Source organism: Aeromicrobium erythreum, from assembly GCF_001509405.1.
In the GTDB taxonomy this organism is placed as follows: Bacteria; Actinomycetota; Actinomycetes; order Propionibacteriales; family Nocardioidaceae; genus Aeromicrobium; species Aeromicrobium erythreum.
Genome location: NZ_CP011502.1, coordinates 228,041 through 245,257, shown reverse-complemented (window position 1 = coordinate 245,257; position 17,217 = coordinate 228,041). Strand labels below are relative to the sequence as shown.

Below are 17,217 nucleotides of genomic sequence, written 5' to 3'. Positions count from 1 at the left end.
CCGCGTGCAGGAGTGGTCGATCTCGCACCCCGGACGACTTCGCGGCGTCGGGCCGGAGAACTTAGGATGGACTTACGCACATCGACTGATCCTGGCGGTGTGCCCGTGTTCCCCCCAGGAGTCCCACTGATGAGCAGGAAGCTCAGGGTCGCGATCGTCGGCGCCGGCCCGGCCGGCGTCTACGCGGCCGACATCCTCACCAAGTCCGAGGTCCCCGCACCCTTCGAGGGTGCGAGCGTCGACCTCATCGAGCGCGACCCCACGCCGTTCGGCCTGATCCGCTACGGAGTGGCCCCCGACCACCCGCGCATCAAGGAGATCGTCAAGGCGCTCAAGCGGGTCATGGCGAACAAGGACATCCGCTTCTTCGGCAACGTCTCGTTCGGCGACGACCTCAAGCTCGACGACCTCCGTCAGTTCTACGACGCCGTCGTCTTCGCCACGGGCGCCCGCCGCGACCGCGACCTCGACCTCCCCGGCATCGACCTCGACGGCTCGCACGGCGCGGCCGACTTCGTCTACTGGTACGACGGCCACCCCGACGTCGAGCGCGACTGGCCGTTCCAGCCGCACCAGGAGTCCGTCGCCGTGCTCGGCGTGGGCAACGTCGGACTCGACGTCTCGCGCATCCTCGCCAAGACGGCCGACGAGCTGCTCGTCACCGAGATCCCCGACAACGTCTACGAGGGCCTGAAGAAGAACGTCGCGAAGGACGTGCACGTGTTCGCGCGTCGCGGTCCGGCGCAGGTCAAGTTCACGCCCATGGAGCTGCGCGAGCTGAGCCACTCCCCCACGATCGACGTCATCGTGCACCCCGAGGGCTTCGAGCTCGACGAGGGCTCGCTCGAGGCGATCCGTGCCGCGAAGAGCCAGAAGCTCGTGGTCGACGTGCTGCAGAACTACCTCGCGAAGGAGCCCACGGGCGCCCCGCACCGCATCCACATCCACTTCTGCCAGAACCCCGTCGAGATCCTCGGCGAGGACGGCAAGGTCGTGGGTCTGCGCACCGAGGTGACCGAGCTCGACGGCACCGGCAACGTCCGCGGCACCGGCGAGTTCCAGGACTGGCCCGTCCAGGCCGTGTACCGCGCCATCGGCTACTACTCCGACAACCTGCCCGGCCTGCCGTTCGACGTCACCGCCGGCGTCGTGCCCAACGACGGTGGCCGCGTCATCGAGATCGACGGATCGGCACTGCCGGGCGTCTACGTGACCGGCTGGATCAAGCGTGGCCCGGTCGGCCTCATCGGTCACACGAAGTCCGACGCCGCCCAGACCATCTCGATGCTGATCGACGACGCGCCCGGTCTCGCGCCGGCCGCCCAGCCCGACCCCGAGTCCGTCGACGCCTACCTCGAGTCGCGCGGCCTGGAGTACACGACGTGGGAGGGCTGGGAGAAGCTCGACGCCCACGAGCTCGGCCTCGGCGAGGCCCACGAGCACGAGCGCGAGCGCGTCAAGGTCGTGCCCCGTGAGGACATGGTCCGCATCGCGCGCTCCTGACCCGCACCGCCGCGACGCCCGCACCCCGCTGGGGTGCGGGCTTCGTCGCGTCCGGGGCCGTCAGGAGGGCGGCAGCACCAGCAGCTGCAGGTGGCACGGACCGTCGGGGGACGACGTCGGGATGTCGGTGAGGAGGAACGGCTGCTCCGCGCCGGCCGCGACGTCGTCGAGCCGCCGGGTCGCGGCGGGGCTCGTGCCGTCGGCCGGTCCGACCTGGGCGCTCACCTGGTAGCTCGCCTTGTTCTTCGTCGGGTTGGAGACCAGGCCCGTCGCCGACCAGGTGCCGTCGCCGTCACGGCTGCATTCGACCGCCGACAACAGCTCCGGGGCGGAGCGACCGGTCGGCAGTCCCTCGGCGGTCGGCGAGGCCGACGGCGTGGGCCGGGTGGCCGGGTCGGGCCCACCGCTGCAGCCCGTCGCGCCGAACGCGAGCACCGGCAGGAGCACCGCGGAGGCCAGGTGTCGTGCGCGCATGGGTCCATCCCACCACGTCAGAGCCGTCGTCCCGGGCTCACCACGCGCGGTCGCCACCCGGCGCCTTTCCTCCCGCAGGGTGCCCTCGGGTTCGTGCCCGCGTGGCGTAGGCTGAAAGTGCTAGGACGTCCGAGCATCAGGGAGGGAGAGGGCCATGACGATCGCACGTCTGGGCGTGGTCGGCGGAGGACTCATGGGGTCGGGCATCACCGAGGTCGGAGCGCGGGCCGGCCTGTCCGTCGTGACCGTCGAGGTCGACGACGACGCCGCGAAGCGCGCCGCCGAGCGGGTCGAGGCCTCGCTGCGCAAGGCCGAGCAGCGCGGCAAGCTGACCGCCGACGACGTCGCCGCGACGCTCGAGCGCGTCACGTTCACGGCCGACCTCGAGGCGCTCGCCGACCGCGACCTCGTCGTCGAGGCCGCCAGCGAGGACGAGCGGACCAAGCTCGACCTGTTCCGGACCCTCGGCTCGATCCTGGAGTCCGACGACGCCGTGCTCGCGTCGAACACGTCCTCGATCCCGATCGTGAAGCTCGGCGCCGTGTCGGGGCGAGCCGACCGGGTCATGGGCGTGCACTTCTTCAACCCCGCGCCGGTCATGAGGCTGGTCGAGCTCATCCCCTCGCTCACCACGTCGCCCGAGACGCTGCAGCGCATGCAGACCTTCGTCTCCGAGACCCTCGGCAAGGAGCCCATCGAGGCCACCGACCGCGCCGGCTTCGTCGTCAACAGCCTGCTCGTGCCGTACCTGCTCTCGGCCATCCGCATGTACGAGGCGGGCTACGCCTCGGCCGCCGACATCGACTCCGGCATGGTGCTGGGCTGCGGGCACCCGATGGGTCCGCTCGCCCTGGCCGACCTCATCGGCCTCGACACCGTCCGCGCCATCGGCGTCTCCATGTACGAGGAGTTCAAGGAGCCGCTGTACTCACCGCCTCCGGTGCTCGACCGCATGGTCGAGGCAGGCCTGCTGGGCAAGAAGTCCGGCCACGGCTTCTACCCCTACGATCGATGAGTGCCCGACCTCGACCCTCGACGACCGCGGCTCGCGGACCTGACGTGGCCGCGCCACACGGCCCGGACCACGCTGCGGCCGCTCACGCTCGACGACGTCGACGCCGTGCTCGCCTACCGCGGCGACCCCGACGTCAACCGGTGGCTGGGCCGGCCTGCGCGGACCCGTGAGGAGCTCGTCGCCTCGCACTTCGGTGCCGACGACCTCCTCGACGCGCTCGCCGTCGAGGTCGACGGACGGGTCGTCGGCGACACGATGGTCACCGTCGGGGACGCCTGGGGGCAGAAGGACGTCCGGGAGCAGGCGCGCCGCACGGTCGCCGTGCTGGCCTGGGTGCTCGCACCCAGCCACCACGGCCGCGGCCTCATGACCGAGGCCGTCGAGGAGCTGCTGCGGATCAGCGTCGAGGAGCTGGGCGTGCGCCGCGTCGTCGCCGAGTGCTTCGCCGCCAACAAGCCGTCGTGGCGCCTCATGGAGCGCGTCGGGATGCGCCGCGAGGCCCACACGCGTCAGGACGCGCTGCACCGCGACCTCGGCTGGGTCGACGGCCTCGCCTACGCGATCCTCGCCGACGAGTGGCGCTCCCGGCACGCCTGACCACGCGGCGTCGGAGTCACCTGCGACGGCGGTGCAACGGGGGGCGATGCATGATGGGGTGACCCGCGTCATACCCGACTGGAGGCCCTCGTGATCGTCCCGTTCAGCATCCGCGACTTCCTCGACCGCGCCGTCACCGTCTACCCCGATCGGGTGGCCGTCGTCGACGAGCCCGACCAGCCGGCACCGTCGTGGGGCGAGCTCACGTACGCCGAGGTGATGCGGCTCGCGCAGGCGCAGGCCGAGCGGCTCGACCGGCTCGACGTCCCGGTCGGCGGCCGGGTCGCGATGGTCTCGCAGAACGCCGCACGGCTCTACACGTCGTTCTTCGGCGTCTCCGGCTGGGGGCGCGTGTTCGTGCCCGTCAACTTCCGGCTCGCGCCGGCGGAGGTCGAGTACATCGTGCAGCACAGCGGCGCGGAGGTCGTCGTCCTCGACCCGGGCCTGGAGCACCTGCGCGAGGCCTGCTCGGCGGCCAAGCACGTGTTCGTGGCCGGCGTCGACGACGAGGAGGTCTGGGGCTGGTCGCCCGCCTCGCAGGACCGTCCGACGCACGGCGCGCAGCCGCGGGCGTGGGAGCCCGACGAGACCGCGACGGCCACCATCAACTACACGTCGGGCACGACCGCCCGGCCCAAGGGCGTCGAGCAGACGCACCGCGCCCTCTGGACCAACGCGACGGTGTTCGGCTGGCAGGCGTCGGTCAGCGACCGCGACGTGTACCTGCACACGCTGCCGATGTTCCACTGCAACGGCTGGGGCCAGGTGTACGGCGTCACCGGCATGGGCGGCAAGCACGTCGTGCTGCGACAGGTGGACGGGGCGGAGATCCTGCGCCGCATCGAGGAGCACCAGGTGACCTTCCTCTGCTGCGCACCGGCGGTGCTGTCGGCCGTGCTCGACGCGCTGAAGGACTGGGACGGCCCGGTCGGGCGCGACCGCGTCCGCTGCGTCGTCGCGGGCGCCCCACCGCCGACCCGCACGATCGAGCGGGTCCGTGAGGAGCTCGGGTGGGAGTTCATCCAGATCTACGGGCTCACCGAGACGTCGCCGCTGCTGACCATGAGCCGCATGCGCGAGGAGTGGGACGACCTCGACCCGACCGAGCAGGCCCGCAACCTCGGCCGCGCGGGTGCGCCCGCGCTGTCGACGTCGATCCGCGTCGACGACACCGGCGAGGTGCTGGCCCGCAGCAACACCGTCCTCCAGGGCTACTGGGACAACCCCGACGCCACCGCCGAGTCGCTGGCCGGGGGATGGTTCCACACGGGCGACGGCGGCGCGTTCGAGGACGGCTACGTGACGATCGCGGACCGCAAGAAGGACGTGATCATCTCCGGCGGCGAGAACGTGTCGTCGATCGAGGTGGAGGACGCCCTCGCGTCGCACCCCGCCGTCCGGGAGGTCGCCGTCATCGGCGTCCCCGACGAGCGCTGGGGCGAGCTGGTCACGGCGCTCGTCGTCGTCGAGCCCGACTCCGGCGTCGACGAGGCGGCGCTCGTCGCGCACTGCCGCGAACGGCTGGCCGGCTACAAGTGCCCCAAGCGGGTCGAGTTCCGCGACGAGCTCGCCCGCACGGCCACCGGGAAGCTGCAGAAGTTCAAGCTGCGGGCCGAGTTCTGGGACGGTCGCGAGCGTCAGGTCAACTGACGTCCCGGTCGACGAGGCGGTCTCACGGTACGGCCACGCCCGGTCCGCCGCCTCGCCTAGGCTGGCCGGACCATCCGCCGCACGCCCGAGGTCCGTCATGTCGTCGTCCTGCACCTGCCACTGCGCCGAGGGACGTCGGCGTCGACCGTCGGCCGCCCTCGTCGTGGCCACCGTCGCGCTCTTCCTGTCGCTCGGCGGCACCTCCTACGCCGCCGTCAAGGCGGGCAGCATCGGCAACCGTCAGCTCGCCGACCGCGCCGTCAGCGCCTCGAAGATGCGCCCCGACTCGGTCGGCACGCAGGCACTGGTCGACGGCTCGGTGCGCTCGGAGGACCTGCGCAACCGGTCCGTCACCGGCGCCAAGATCGCCCTCGACGCCGTGACCACGCAGGTCATCCTCGACGGCAGCATCGGCAGCCAGGACCTCGCGAAGGGCAGCATCGGCACCCGCGAGGTCGCCGACGGCAGTCTCGGCACGCAGGACCTGACGTCGGACGTCGTCGGACGACTGCTGCGGACGCCCGGCACCGGCACTGGCGGCGCGAGCGTCGGCCAGACCCTCTCGACGAGCGTCGTCCTGGCCAGCTCCACGGAGATGCGTGGCTACTCGGTGCCCGCGGACCAGGCCGGCACGGTGCTCGTCACCGGCGCTGCGGCCGTCGGCTCGAGGTTCGGCACCGACGTGACCTGCGGCCTCGTCCGCGCCGGCGAGAGCACGCCGATCGCCAGCAGCACCGTGACCGTCCCCGCCGGGGGCAGGTCGGTCGTCCCCGTGCAGTCCGTGGTGGCCGTCGCGCAGGACCAGAACCTCTCCTTGCGCTGCTGGACCGCGCTGGGCACCGGGACGGCGACCGCCGCCGACGGCTCCACCCTCACGGTGCTGCGCGTCGGCTCCTGACGCGCCGGTCCCGGGCGGCGCGCGGCGAGGAGGGTCAGCCGACCAGCCGCAGCCGACGGGGCGCCAGCCCCACCGTGAGCCGCTGGCCGAACGACACGCTCAACGCGTCGGCCTCGATCCCGTCGCCGAAGCAGACCAGCGCGTCCGACTCCACCGTCACCACGAGCGAGCCGTCGGCACCCACGAGACCCTCCGTGACCTCGGTGCCCGTGGCCGGCGACGGCCACGCCTCGCGCACGAACCAGCACAGGCCCGGGTCGGTGGGGCCGGGCATGACCAGACCGCTGCGTCGCTCCTCCCACGCCGAGCGCAGCCAGCCCGTGGCACCCGTGCCCGTGCCGACGAGGATCCCCGACGACGAGTGCCGCTCCACCTGCTCGCCCGCGTGCAGCACGTAGCGCGCGGACTGGTGGCCAGGGTCGCCGACGAAGACCTCGTTGAGCGCCGACAGCTCCTGGCCGTCGTCGGTGCGCGCCCGCACCATCGTGCGTTCCTGCACCGGCCGGTCGGCCCGCTCGACCCCGGCCAGCACGTCGACCACCTGCTGCGGCGCGTGCGGCACGAGCACGCCCGGGTTGCGGCCCCGCTCCGGGTCGACCCCGACCACGGGCTGGCCGCTCAGGTACTTCGCGACGTTGGCGACGAGGCCGTCCTGGCCGACCGCGACGACCACGTCCTCCGGACCGAACACGAACCGGTCGAGCTCGGACCGCTCCACCTCCGCGCGCCGCCAGTGCAGCGGGATCGCCGCGGACACGACGGCCCGCGCCCGCGCGAGCGCCTCGTGACGCTGCTCGACCTCGGCGATGTCACGCTCGCGGGTGCGCAGGAAGAAGGCGGCCTGGTCGCGGGTGGCGTGCCGGGCGACCAGCTCCTCGTACTCCGACCGTCGGTGGACGACGACGGCCCGCGGCCGCAACGTCATCGCGTCGGACCGGCCTCCTGGTCGCCCGCCGCGCCGGTGTCGCCGAGCTTCTCCAGCAGCGGCGCGAGCAGGTCGGGCGTGAGGGAGAGGTGCGTGAGGGGCGGCAGGTTGGCCGCGAGCTCGCGGGCCGCGATCGCGAGGATCCGACCCTGGTCGATCTCGGCGTACGACGCGAACGCGGCCGCCTCGGCAGCAGCCTTCGCCTCGCCGACGGTGCGAGCCCGGTCGGCTTCCGCGCGCGCCAGCAGGCCCTCCCGCTCGGCACGCGCCGCTGCCGTGATGCGGTCGGCCTCGGCCTGCTCGGTCGCGCGACGCCGCTCGTTCTGGCCGCGCTGGGTCACGAGCTCCTCCTCGCGGCGCGCGAGCTCGATCTGGTTCGTCAGCTCGTTCTCGGCGATCGCACGCTCCTTCTCGACGGCGACCGCCCGCCGCTCGAAGGTCGCGCGGTCGGCCTGCTGCTGCACGGCCTCACGCGTCGGCGTCTGCAGCGCACGCTCCAGGGCGGCCTCCGCGCGGATCGCGACGACGCGGACGTCGGTGACGGCCAGCCCCCGCTCGACGAGGCGCTGGTCGCCGGCGAGCTCGTCGGCGACCCGCTGGCGCACGGGCGCGATGCCGTGGGCGAGCGCGTCGGTGAGCGACGTGCCGGCGAGGTGGTCGAGCGCCGGCTGCTGCGCAAGCTCGGTGAGCAGGCCGCCGAGCCGCTCCAGCGGTCGGGCGTTCCAGTCGCCGGTGCGCGGGTCGATGCCGAAGTCGATGCGGGTCGCGGCGACGGCGGGGTCGACGACACGGTAGGTGACGGTGGCCTGCACCGACACCACCTGGAAGTCGCTCGTGCGAGCCGTGAACTGCAGCACCTGCTCACGGTCCTCCAGCGGCACCTCGGCCAGGGCGGCCGTGCTGGGTCGGAACCAGAACGACACCCCCGCCCCGGACTTCGTGACCTGACCGTCCTTCAGCTTCAGCACGAACGACGTCGGGTCCGACCGCAGGTGGTTCAGGAACGGACGTCGGGTGATGTCGGCCATCGGTGCTCCCTCTTCTCGACCACGCTCAGTCTGCCCCACCCGCCGCTCCCCCAACGTCGAGCCCACTGAGTGTCGCGGCGTCGACAACTCGACCAGCGGAACCCTCCGCTGGTCGAGTAGGCCGAGCGAGCTTGCGAGGCTCGGACGTATCGAGACCACCCGGCAACGGCCCAGCGCGAACCGACTTCACGCTGATCCGCCCAAAGTGGTCTCGACACGTCGACCAGCGAGCGAGGTCAGAGGGGGCGCAGGCCGGTGACCTGCCAGGTGCCGGCCGACGACTTCTTCGCCGTCACCGACAGCTGGGCGGCGGAGACGTTGGCCTGGTCCTCGCCGGCGCGCCGGCTGGACTGGTCCACGTACACGAGCAGCTCGGCGTGGTCGCCCTCGAGCTCGGTCACGCCCGCCGTGCTCACCTTGGCGGTCAGCACGAGCTTCTGGCCGGGCGCCTGCTTCTGCAGCGCCGCGAAGAGGGTGTCGTACTCCTGACGCGCCTTGCCGGCGAGCAGGGCGTCGGCGGACTGCTCGGTGGGCGTCGGGTCGGCGTAGTCGTAGGTCAGCACGCGCTCGAGCGCGACCGCCACCTGCGACTGCACCTGCGACGTCTCCTTCGCGTCGACGAGCGCGCGGTTGTCGGCCGCCGGACCCGACGTGAGGTCGGCGTACTGCCACCAGCCGACACCGCCGACGACGAGGGCCAGCAACGACACGACGACCACGGCCGCCCGCCTCGCGCCCCTCACGACAGCTCCACCGCGAGCTGCTGGAGGTCGCTGACCTTCCAGGTCCCGCCCGAGCGGACCAGGGTGGCCGTGAAGCGGTTGCGCTTCACGACGGGCTCGGCCTCGGCGTCCTTCGCGTCGCGCACCGTCGTCTCGACCGACGCGATCACTTCTGCGGTGTCGCCGTCGACGTCGAGGACGGCGGCGTCGACGACCTTGCCACGCGACTCCTTGCCCTGGTCGGCGAGGAGCTGACGGTCCTGCTCGTCCAGCCCCGAGAACTGGTCGTGCAGGGTGCCGGTGGTGACGGCCTTCCAGCTGTCGAGCCCGGCCTTCACGTCGGCGGAGTCGAGGCTGTTGAGCGTGGCGATGTCGCTGGTGGCGCGGATGAGCACGGCGTCGCGCGTGCGGGCCAGCTGCAGGTCGTCGCTGTGCGCGGCGCTCCACCAGGCGACCGAGCCGCTGACCGCGACGGCGAGGGACACGGCGAGCAGGACCCAGCCGAGCAACCAGCGACCTTGCCGCTGCTCGTCCGACGCCGGCGGGTCGCCACCGTCGGGTACCTCGGCGTCGCTCGTCGCCCGCTCCATGGCACCGTCTCCCCCCGTGCTGCCACGCTCTGCCAGCGCAGTCGTCCTGCTCATCGTGCACCACCCATCAGGTCGGCCAGCGAGTCGGCCATGCGGACGTCGGCCCGCACGAGCCGGCCCTCGGCGTCGCGGCCGGGTGCGGGACCCAGGCGGCTGGGGACGTTCTTCGGACCACGGACGTTGGACGCGGCGGCGCCCGAGCGGCAACCCGCGTCGCGGTTGAACGACTGGCCCGACGAGGTGTCCGTGCCGCGTCGCGGGGCGGTGCCGCCGTAGCCCGTCGTGCACGGCAGCGGCGAGAAGTAGGACTGCGAGAGGGCGAGGTTGATGCCGCGCGAGCCCGTGATGGTCCAGCCGATGCTGAACGCGCGTGGCGCGGTGACCAGCGCGTCCTGGACGCCGTTCGCGTTGATGCCGAACACCTGCGCCGGCGTGACCAGGTTGGCGAGCACGACCCCGAGGGGGCGGCCGACCTCCTGGAAGAGGGTGTCGATCTCGCGGGCCGCCGCCGGCGTGTTGTCGATGAGGGTGCGCAGGTCTCCGTCGGACGACTCGAGCGTCGAGGCGATGGTCGACAGGTCGGCGCTGAAGGAGCGGATGCTCTGCGACGACGCCTCCTGCGTGCGCAGCACGCGGTCGGAGTTCTCGATGAGCCCGCGGGTGACGACGAAGTTGCGGTCGGCGGCCTTCTGGAACCGTTGGGAGCTCTCCAGCAGCGAGCCGAAGTCGAGCGCCACGCCCTGCGTCGCGTCGTAGCCCTCGTCGATCACCGACGTGAGCGCCTCCTTCGGCACGGAGCCGACGAACTTCTCGCCCGAGCGGAGCAGGGTGTCGATGTCCGGCGGCTGCGACTCGGCGCCCGCGCTCAGCCGGTCGCCGTTCCGCAGGGCCGCGCCACCGGCCGTGCCGCCCTGCAGGTCGACGTACTGCTCGCCGATGGCGGAGCGGTTGACCACCTTCGGGCTGGCGTCCGCGGGGATGCGCGGTGCGCCGCCCTCGATGGACATCGTGATCCGCACGCCGTCGTCCGTGGGCTCGAGCCGGTCGATGCGACCGACGGGCACGCCACGGTAGGTGACCTGACCGTTCTCGAACGCCCCGCCGGCGGCGGGCAGCGTCGCGGTGACCGTGTAGCCGGTCGAGAACGGGTCGAGCCCCACGTACTTGAGGCCGAGGTAGGAGGTGGCGAGCAGCCCGAGGACCACGAACGCCACGATCTGGGCCTTGATGCGTCCGGTCAGCATCACTGCTCACCCTCTCGCGGGCTGGTGGACGGCGTGGCCGACGACGTCGCCGAGGGCGACGGGGTGGGCGTGCGGTCCGGGGTGGGCACGGTGGCGCTCGGGACCGGCATCGACGGCCTCGGGGAGCCCGGGGCCGGCGACGACGTCGGCGGCAGCAGGCTCGGCGGCGCCTCGTCGGACTCCGCGCCGTCGCCGTCGCCACCCTCGGCGGCGTCGCGCTGACGCTGGAGGAGCTGCTGCGGGTCGAGGGCCTTCCCCTGGCCGCTGACGGAGCCGCCCTTCGGGTAGTTCGGGTCCTCGACCTGCGGCCATGCGCAGCCGGCGGCCTGGCAGCCGGCCGGGAGCGTGCGGAAGTTGGTCTCGACGAACACGTTCAGGTAGTCGCCCTTGATGGCCCCGAGCACCGAGTCGGGGAACGGGTAGGTCAGCAGGATCTCGAGCGACTCGGGCAGGTCGCGACCGGAGCGGGCGAGCTGGTCGAGGATCGGGTCGAGCGCCTTGAGGTCGGCGACGATGTCGTCCTGGCTCTTGTCGAGCACGTCGACGGTGACGGTCGAGAGCCGGTCCAGCGACGACAGCATGGCCACCAGCTCCTTGCGCTGGTCGACGAGCACCTGCATGCCGGGCGACAGCCCGTCGAGGGCGTTCGCGATCTTGTCCTGGTCGGCCTGCAGGTTCTTCGACAGCCGGTTGAGCCCGTCGAGCGCCGCGGTGATCGACTCCTTGCGGTCGTCGAGCGTCGTGACGAACTGGTCCATCTGCTGCAGGAACGCCTTGATCTCCTCGGGCCGGCCGGTCGAGACCTGCTGCAGCTCGCGGGAGATCTCCTGGAACTGGCCGATGCCGCCGCCGTTCAGGACCATCGACAGCGAGCCCAGCACCTGCTCGACCTCCGCCGCCTGCGACGTGTCGGCGAGACCGAGCCGCGTGCCGTCGCCGACGGGTCGGCCGGCCTGCGGTGTCGAGGGTCGCACGAGGGCGACGTACTTCTCGCCCAGCAGCGACGTCTGCTCGAGCCGGGCGACGGTGCCGGCCGGCAGCTGGGCGTCGCGGTTGACCAGCAGGGTCACCCGCGCACTGCGGCCGTCGGGGTTGAGCCGGATGCGGTCGACCCGTCCCACGGCGACGTCGTCGACCTTGACGCTCGACTGCGGCACGAGGTCGAGGACGTCGTCGAAGTCGGCGGTGATGTGCATCGGACGCGAGCCGACGTCGGCGCCGCCCGGCAGGGGCGTGTCGTAGACGCCTCCGCTGAGCATCCCGCAGCCGGACAGCGTGGCGAGCCCCGCGGCGGCGACGGCGACGGCGAGACGTCGGGTGAGGCGGCTCATCGGTTCGTCCCCGGCAGGAGGGTGGGCGCGTCGCCGCCGGGCGCCCAGATCGACGCCTCGTTGAGGTTGCCGCGGCCCGTCAGGGCCTTGCGCTGGGGGTCGTACGCCCGCAGGAAGTTCTGCAGGACGAGCGGCACGAGCCGCACCGTCTCCTCCAGCGCCTGGCGCTGGTTGACGAGCACCCGCGTCGGGCCCTGCAGGTTCTCGACGCTGGTACGCAGCGCGCCGCGGTTGTCGCGGATGAAGTCGTCGACGATCGCGAGCGCCTGGCCCAGGTTGTCGATCGCGGCGGCGAGGTCGCCGCTGCTGTCGGCGAGGTAGTCGTTGACCTCGGCGAACTGGCGATTGACGTCGGCGACCGACGTGTCGTTCTCCACCAGCATGTCGTTGAACTCCTTGACGTTCCCGATCGTCGCGAAGAGGTCGTCGCTGGAGTCGGCCAGCGTCCCCGACGCGTCGCCGAAGTCGCTGATGAGCTGGTTGATCTTGGTGCCCTGGCCGCGCAGGTTGCGGTCGGCGACGTCGAGGAAGCGCGACAGGGCGCCGTCGCGGTTGGCGCCGTCGGGGCCGAGCTTCTCGCTGACGTCGGTGAGGCTGGCATAGAGGTCGTCGATCTCGACGGGCACGGCGGTGCGGTCGATCGGCAGCACGGCGCCGTCACGCAGCTCGGGGCCGGAGACGTACGGCTTGGTCAGCTGCACGAACCGGTCGGAGACCAGCGTGGGCGCGACGATGACCGCGGCGGTGTCGGCAGCGGCCGCCTCGCCGTGGTCGAGACGCATCGTCACGGTGACGCCGGCGGGACCGGGGTCGACGCCTGTGACCTTGCCGACCGGGACGCCCAGCATCTGCACGTCGGAGCCGACGTACAGACCGACGCTGGACTCGAAGACGGCCTTGACGGTGGTGCGGTCGCGGTCGGCGGTGGCCCGCCAGCCGACGGTGGCCACGACGGCGAGCGCCACGACGACGGCGAGCACGAGGCTACGGCGTCTCACTGGCCCCCTCCCTTCCTCGGCTTGCAGTCCCGGACGACGTCGTTGCGCAGCTCGGGGCTGCCGGAGGAGTCGAACAGGCCGCAGATGTAGGAGTCGATCCACGGACCGTTGCCGGTGGCCGACGCGAGCGTGCGGTAGTAGGGAGCCAGACGCCGCAGCGACGCCTCCAGCTGGCCCTGGTTGGCCTGCAGGATCCGCGCGACCTGGTCGAGCTTGGCCAGGGCGGGACGCAGCTGGGCCTCGTTGTCGCGGACCAGACCGACGAGCTGGGTGCCGAGGCGCTTGGTGCCGTCGAGCAGGGCCTGCACGGTCTGGCGGCGGGCGGCGAGCTCGTCGAGGAGCGCGCTGCCGTCCTGCAGCAGCTTCGCGAACTCGGCGTTGCGGTCCTTGAGCGTGCCGCTGACCTCTCGGGTCGACTTCAGCAGCCGGGCGAGCTCGTCGTCGCGCTTGGCGATGACGCGTGACAGGTCGGTCAGGCCGGAGACCGACTCGCGGACGGCCTTCGGCGTGTCCTGGAAGGCGTCGGACAGGACGTCGAGGCTGGTCTCGAGCTGGTCGGTGTCGATGGCGCCGATCGTGTCCGACAGGTCGGAGAAGGCGGCGTTGACGTCGTAGGGGGTGCTCGTGCGCTGCAGCGGGATGGGACCGTCGAGCTCTCCCGCTCCGAGCGGGTCGACCGCCAGGAACTTCTGGCCGAGCGTCGTCTTGACCTTGATCGCGGCGCGCGACTGCGGGCCGATCCGCACCCCCTTGGCGCGGAACGTGACGAGCACCGACGCGCCGTCGAGGTCGAGGCCGGTGACCTCGCCGACCTTGACGCCGGCCACGCGCACCTCGTTGCCGGGCTTGAGGCCGCCCGCCTCAGCGAAGCGCGCCTGGTGGGTGGCGCCACCGCCGACGACGGGGAGCGCCTGCGCGTTGAACGCCAGGAGGAACACGACGGCCATGACGGTGAGCCCGACGACCGCGATCCACACGCGGTTGCGCTCCCCGAACGCGGTCGGGAAGGAGCGGGCCTTGCGGGACGGGCTCATGCGGTGCACCTCTTCGCGACCGGCTTGGCGCCGAGGTCGCCGAAGTAGCCCTCGGGTCGCGGGATGACGCCGGTGATCTCGCACTCGTAGAAGTTGATCCAGGACCCGTACGACGCGGTGCGGCCGATCCGGTCGAGCTTGACGGGCAGCCGCGCGAAGAACGTGTTGAGCGTGTCCTCCGCGTCGGCCAGCTGCGCCGACAGGTCGCCGAGGGACCCGATCGACGCCTTAAGGGGCCGGCGGCCCTCCTCCAGCAGGTTCGAGACGCTGGTCGTGAGCCGGCCCATGCCGTCGAGGGTGTCGCCGATCGTCTTGCGGTCCTCGGCCAGCCCCGAGACGAGCTGCTGGAGGGTGACGATCGTGCGGTCGAGCTCGTCGGTGCGCCCGTTCACGGTGTCGAGCACCTGCGTGAGGTTGTCGATCAGCTCGCCGATGACCCGGTCCTTCTGCGCGAGCGTCGACGTGAGGCTCGCGGTGCTCGACAGCAGACCCTCGACGGTAGCGCCCTCCCCCTGGAAGACGGCGATGATCTGACCGCTCAGCGCGTTGACGTCCTTCGGGTCGAGGAACTGCATGAGCGGCTGGAAGCCGTTGAACAGCATGGTCAGGTCGAGCGCGGGACGTGTCTCGCGCAGCCCGAACGTGTGACCGGCGGGCAGCGAGCCGCCCGTGCTGGTCTCCGGCGGCTCGAGGGAGATGTAGCGCTGGCCGACGAGGTTGCGGAACCTCAGCTGCGCGATCGTGCCGCGTGGCAGCCGGACCGCGTCCTGCACGGTGAACTCGACGCCGGCGACCCGGTTGTCGTGCACGCGCACGTCGGTGACGGTGCCGACCTTGACGCCGGCCATGCGGATGTCGTCGCCGCGGTTCAGGCTGGTGGCGTCGGAGAACAGCGCCGTGTAGCGGCTCGTGGAGCCGGGCGTGGAGTTGCGGATGGTGCCCGCGAGCATGACGGTGGCGAGCACCGTGACGACGGTGAACACCACGCTCTTGACGATCGTCGCCCTCATCGCAGCTCCACCTCCGTGCCGCGCAGCGTCGGGCCGACGAGCAGGCTGGCCCAGCGCGGGTAGTCGTCGGGGCTCATGCCCTGGCTCGGCCCCATGAGCTCGGCGATGAGCTGGTTCTCGGCCGGGGAGTTCGCGTCGTCCAGGCCCGGCGACGCGACCGCGGACGCGCGGGTGTCGTAGGCCGGCGGCGCGATCGCGGCGGGCTGGGCCGACGACCCTGCCGGACGGGACCCGGCACCGGTGGGCACGTACGGGCACGACGGCGTGCCGCCGCCACCGAAGCGGGGGGTGTCGCGGCCCGGCTGGTAGCCGCTGCGCGGCGGGCTGACGTTCAGCACGACCTTCAGGCCGGGCTTGCTCGTGCCCTTGCCGAGCGCCTTGTCCATGCGGGGGATGAACTGGCGCGCCGAGCGCAGCAGGCAAGGGAAGGTGCGGGCGTAGGGCGCGGCGGCCTCGAGCGCCTTGCGGCTCTCTCCGGAGAGGATCTCGATGGTGTTGGCGTTGGACGCCACCCAGCCGCGGCTCTCGTCGGCCGACGCGATGACCCGCTGGTACACCTCGGTGAGCGCCGAGCCCTTGTCGACGAGGGTGCTGGACGTGGTGGTGAGGTCGTCGAGCGCGGTCAAGAGGTCGGGCGCGGCGTCGGCGTAGGTGTCGGCGACGGTGGCGAGCCGGCCGAGGTCCTCGGTGAGCAGGGGGACGCTCGGCTGCAGCCGCTGCACGTACTCGCCCCAGGCCTGGAGGGTGTCGCCGAGCTCGCCGCCGCGGCCGCGCAGCATCGTGGCCAGCTCGTTGAGCGTGGCCTGCAGCTTCTCGGGCTGGATGGACTTCAGCAGCGGCAGCAGCTCGTCGAGCACCTTCTGCAGCTCGACCGCGTCGGTCGAGGCGTCCTGGTGGATCGTGGCACCGGCCTGGAGGTGGTCGGCGGCCGACGCCGACGTCGACTGCAGGTCGACGTACCGCTCGCCGAAGAGCGTCTTGGGCAGCAGCCGGGCCGTGGTGTCGGGCGAGAGCCGCTTCAGCACGTCGGGCTTGAGGGCGAGCGTGAGCACGGCGCCGTCGGGCGCGGTGCTGATCTTGGCGACCTCGCCGACCGGCACGCCGTGCAGCTTCACGTCCGAGCCCTTCTGCAGGGCGTTGCCGACCGAGTCGGTGCGCAGCTCGACGTCCGAGCGCGGCACGAACGCCCGGTTGTAGGCCAGCACCGCCCCACCGACCAGGGCGACGACGACGAGCCCGTAGGTGAGCCCGAGCAGCACGTCGACCCAGCGCGGCGCCTCGCGACGGCGCGCGCTCATCCGGCGATCCTCACGGTCGTGGTGGTGCCCCAGAGCGCCATCGACAGGACCAGGTCGAGCACGGCCACGGTGACGATGCTGCGACGCACGGCCGTGCCCACGGCGATGCCGACGCCGGCGGGGCCGCCGTGCGCGGTGAACCCGAGCCGGCAGTGGATGAGGATGATCAGCACCGCGAACACGAGCACCTTCGCGAACGACAGCAGGATGTCGATCGGCGGCAGGAACAGCGAGAAGTAGTGGTCGTAGGTGCCGGCCGACTGCCCGTGCAGGTACACCGTGACCATGCGCGCACCGAAGTAGGACGTGAGCAGGCCGATGACGTAGAGCGGGATGATCGCGATGAAGCCGGCTACCACGCGGGTCGTGACGAGGTAGGGCACGCTGGGCACCGCCATGACGGTGAGCGCGTCGACCTCCTCGTTGATGCGCATGGCGCCAAGCTGCGCGGTGAACCCCGAGCCGACCGTGGCCGACAGGGCGAGCGCCGCGACGAGCGGGGCGATCTCGCGGGTGTTGAAGTAGGCCGAGATGAAGCCGTTGAGCGCCGACGTGCCGATCTGGTCGAGGGCCGCGTAGCCCTGCATGCCGACCACGCTGCCCACGAACAGGGTCATGCCGAGCATCACGCCGATGGTGCCGCCGATGACGGCGAGGGCGCCGGAGCCGAAGCTGACCTCCGAGAGCAGGCGGAGCACGTCGCGCGGGTAGCGCTTGACCGTGGCCGGGATCCAGGCCAGCACGCGACCGTAGAAGCGCAGCTCGGCGCCGGCCGACGCGATCGCGTCGAGCGGACGGTCCCACCAGCGCGGCGGCCGGTCGTCGACGCCGAGCTCGGCGAGCGTCGGCTCGGGACGCGGTGCGCGGGCACCGGGACCCTGGGCGGGCGTGAGGGTCATG

At 72.1% G+C, this 17,217-nt stretch carries 17 protein-coding genes; 5 read left to right on the top strand and 12 right to left on the bottom strand.

Annotated elements, in window-relative coordinates:
• Positions 1-129 precede the first annotated feature (129 nt).
• Positions 130-1,503 (top strand): FAD-dependent oxidoreductase, encoded by a 1,374-nt coding sequence (locus Aeryth_RS01175; protein ID WP_067853552.1) that lies wholly within the window; start codon positions 130-132, stop codon positions 1,501-1,503.
• 60 nt (positions 1,504-1,563) lie between these two features.
• On the opposite strand, the gene Aeryth_RS01170 is transcribed toward Aeryth_RS01175, so the two are convergent.
• Positions 1,564-1,977, bottom strand: coding sequence for a hypothetical protein (locus tag Aeryth_RS01170; protein ID WP_067853549.1), 414 nt, complete (start codon positions 1,975-1,977; stop codon positions 1,564-1,566).
• Positions 1,978-2,131: 154 nt separating this feature from the next.
• On the opposite strand from Aeryth_RS01170, the gene Aeryth_RS01165 reads away from it, so the two are divergent.
• The 4 genes from Aeryth_RS01165 (at position 2,132) to Aeryth_RS01150 (ending at position 6,137) form a co-directional block, all read left to right on the top strand.
• Positions 2,132-2,992: a 3-hydroxybutyryl-CoA dehydrogenase gene (locus Aeryth_RS01165; protein ID WP_067853546.1), complete on the top strand. Its 861-nt coding sequence runs from the start codon at positions 2,132-2,134 to the stop codon at positions 2,990-2,992.
• A complete protein-coding gene (locus Aeryth_RS01160; protein WP_067853543.1) occupies positions 2,993-3,589 on the top strand; it encodes a GNAT family N-acetyltransferase in 597 nt (198 codons plus the stop codon).
• Between the two features lie 90 nt (positions 3,590-3,679).
• A complete protein-coding gene (locus Aeryth_RS01155) occupies positions 3,680-5,239 on the top strand; it encodes an AMP-binding protein (protein ID WP_067853540.1) in 1,560 nt (519 codons plus the stop codon).
• A gap of 97 nt (positions 5,240-5,336) precedes the next feature.
• Positions 5,337-6,137, top strand: a complete 801-nt coding sequence (locus tag Aeryth_RS01150) for a hypothetical protein (RefSeq protein ID WP_067853537.1) — start codon at positions 5,337-5,339, stop codon at positions 6,135-6,137.
• Between the two features lie 34 nt (positions 6,138-6,171).
• Here Aeryth_RS01150 and Aeryth_RS01145 read toward each other — a convergent pair whose 3' ends face one another.
• From Aeryth_RS01145 to Aeryth_RS01095, 11 genes are all read right to left on the bottom strand, one after another.
• A complete protein-coding gene (locus Aeryth_RS01145; RefSeq protein WP_067853534.1) occupies positions 6,172-7,062 on the bottom strand; it encodes an NAD(+)/NADH kinase in 891 nt (296 codons plus the stop codon).
• Positions 7,059-8,090 (bottom strand): SPFH domain-containing protein, encoded by a 1,032-nt coding sequence (locus Aeryth_RS01140; protein WP_067853532.1) that lies wholly within the window; start codon positions 8,088-8,090, stop codon positions 7,059-7,061. The genes Aeryth_RS01145 and Aeryth_RS01140 overlap by 4 nt, the downstream gene beginning before the upstream one ends.
• A 236-nt stretch (positions 8,091-8,326) precedes the next feature.
• Positions 8,327-8,833 carry a hypothetical protein gene (locus tag Aeryth_RS01135; RefSeq protein ID WP_144433625.1) on the bottom strand — a complete coding sequence of 169 codons (507 nt, stop codon included), beginning with the start codon at positions 8,831-8,833 and terminating at the stop codon, positions 8,327-8,329.
• A complete protein-coding gene (locus Aeryth_RS01130) occupies positions 8,830-9,456 on the bottom strand; it encodes a nuclear transport factor 2 family protein (protein ID WP_144433624.1) in 627 nt (208 codons plus the stop codon). Before Aeryth_RS01130 ends, Aeryth_RS01135 begins: the two co-directional genes overlap by 4 nt.
• A complete protein-coding gene (locus Aeryth_RS01125) occupies positions 9,453-10,646 on the bottom strand; it encodes an MlaD family protein (RefSeq protein ID WP_067853526.1) in 1,194 nt (397 codons plus the stop codon). The genes Aeryth_RS01130 and Aeryth_RS01125 overlap by 4 nt, the downstream gene beginning before the upstream one ends.
• Positions 10,646-11,977 carry an MCE family protein gene (locus Aeryth_RS01120; RefSeq protein WP_083516166.1) on the bottom strand — a complete coding sequence of 444 codons (1,332 nt, stop codon included), beginning with the start codon at positions 11,975-11,977 and terminating at the stop codon, positions 10,646-10,648. The genes Aeryth_RS01125 and Aeryth_RS01120 overlap by 1 nt, the downstream gene beginning before the upstream one ends.
• Positions 11,974-12,975: an MCE family protein gene (locus Aeryth_RS01115; protein WP_158509156.1), complete on the bottom strand. Its 1,002-nt coding sequence runs from the start codon at positions 12,973-12,975 to the stop codon at positions 11,974-11,976. Before Aeryth_RS01115 ends, Aeryth_RS01120 begins: the two co-directional genes overlap by 4 nt.
• Positions 12,972-14,009, bottom strand: coding sequence for an MCE family protein (locus Aeryth_RS01110; RefSeq protein WP_067853521.1), 1,038 nt, complete (start codon positions 14,007-14,009; stop codon positions 12,972-12,974). Before Aeryth_RS01110 ends, Aeryth_RS01115 begins: the two co-directional genes overlap by 4 nt.
• Positions 14,006-15,019, bottom strand: coding sequence for an MCE family protein (locus Aeryth_RS01105; protein WP_067853518.1), 1,014 nt, complete (start codon positions 15,017-15,019; stop codon positions 14,006-14,008). Before Aeryth_RS01105 ends, Aeryth_RS01110 begins: the two co-directional genes overlap by 4 nt.
• Positions 15,016-16,317: an MCE family protein gene (locus Aeryth_RS01100; protein ID WP_067853514.1), complete on the bottom strand. Its 1,302-nt coding sequence runs from the start codon at positions 16,315-16,317 to the stop codon at positions 15,016-15,018. Before Aeryth_RS01100 ends, Aeryth_RS01105 begins: the two co-directional genes overlap by 4 nt.
• On the bottom strand, positions 16,314-17,216 hold the full coding sequence (locus Aeryth_RS01095; protein WP_083516164.1) for an MlaE family ABC transporter permease: 903 nt from the start codon (positions 17,214-17,216) through the stop codon (positions 16,314-16,316). Before Aeryth_RS01095 ends, Aeryth_RS01100 begins: the two co-directional genes overlap by 4 nt.
• Position 17,217: the final 1 nt, after the last annotated feature.

Bases quoted from the DNA above. Each gene is read 5' to 3' on its own strand.
- Aeryth_RS01175 (WP_067853552.1), top strand. From the start codon at position 130: ATGAGCAGGAAGCTCAGGGTCGCGATCGTCGGCGCCGGCCCGGCCGGC.
- Aeryth_RS01170 (WP_067853549.1), bottom strand. From the start codon at position 1,977: ATGCGCGCACGACACCTGGCCTCCGCGGTGCTCCTGCCGGTGCTCGCG.
- Aeryth_RS01165 (WP_067853546.1), top strand. From the start codon at position 2,132: ATGACGATCGCACGTCTGGGCGTGGTCGGCGGAGGACTCATGGGGTCG.
- Aeryth_RS01150 (WP_067853537.1), top strand. From the start codon at position 5,337: ATGTCGTCGTCCTGCACCTGCCACTGCGCCGAGGGACGTCGGCGTCGA.
- Aeryth_RS01145 (WP_067853534.1), bottom strand. From the start codon at position 7,062: ATGACGTTGCGGCCGCGGGCCGTCGTCGTCCACCGACGGTCGGAGTAC.
- Aeryth_RS01140 (WP_067853532.1), bottom strand. From the start codon at position 8,090: ATGGCCGACATCACCCGACGTCCGTTCCTGAACCACCTGCGGTCGGAC.
- Aeryth_RS01130 (WP_144433624.1), bottom strand. From the start codon at position 9,456: ATGAGCAGGACGACTGCGCTGGCAGAGCGTGGCAGCACGGGGGGAGAC.
- Aeryth_RS01125 (WP_067853526.1), bottom strand. From the start codon at position 10,646: ATGCTGACCGGACGCATCAAGGCCCAGATCGTGGCGTTCGTGGTCCTC.
- Aeryth_RS01120 (WP_083516166.1), bottom strand. From the start codon at position 11,977: ATGAGCCGCCTCACCCGACGTCTCGCCGTCGCCGTCGCCGCCGCGGGG.
- Aeryth_RS01110 (WP_067853521.1), bottom strand. From the start codon at position 14,009: ATGAGCCCGTCCCGCAAGGCCCGCTCCTTCCCGACCGCGTTCGGGGAG.
- Aeryth_RS01105 (WP_067853518.1), bottom strand. From the start codon at position 15,019: ATGAGGGCGACGATCGTCAAGAGCGTGGTGTTCACCGTCGTCACGGTG.
- Aeryth_RS01100 (WP_067853514.1), bottom strand. From the start codon at position 16,317: ATGAGCGCGCGCCGTCGCGAGGCGCCGCGCTGGGTCGACGTGCTGCTC.
- Aeryth_RS01095 (WP_083516164.1), bottom strand. From the start codon at position 17,216: ATGACCCTCACGCCCGCCCAGGGTCCCGGTGCCCGCGCACCGCGTCCC.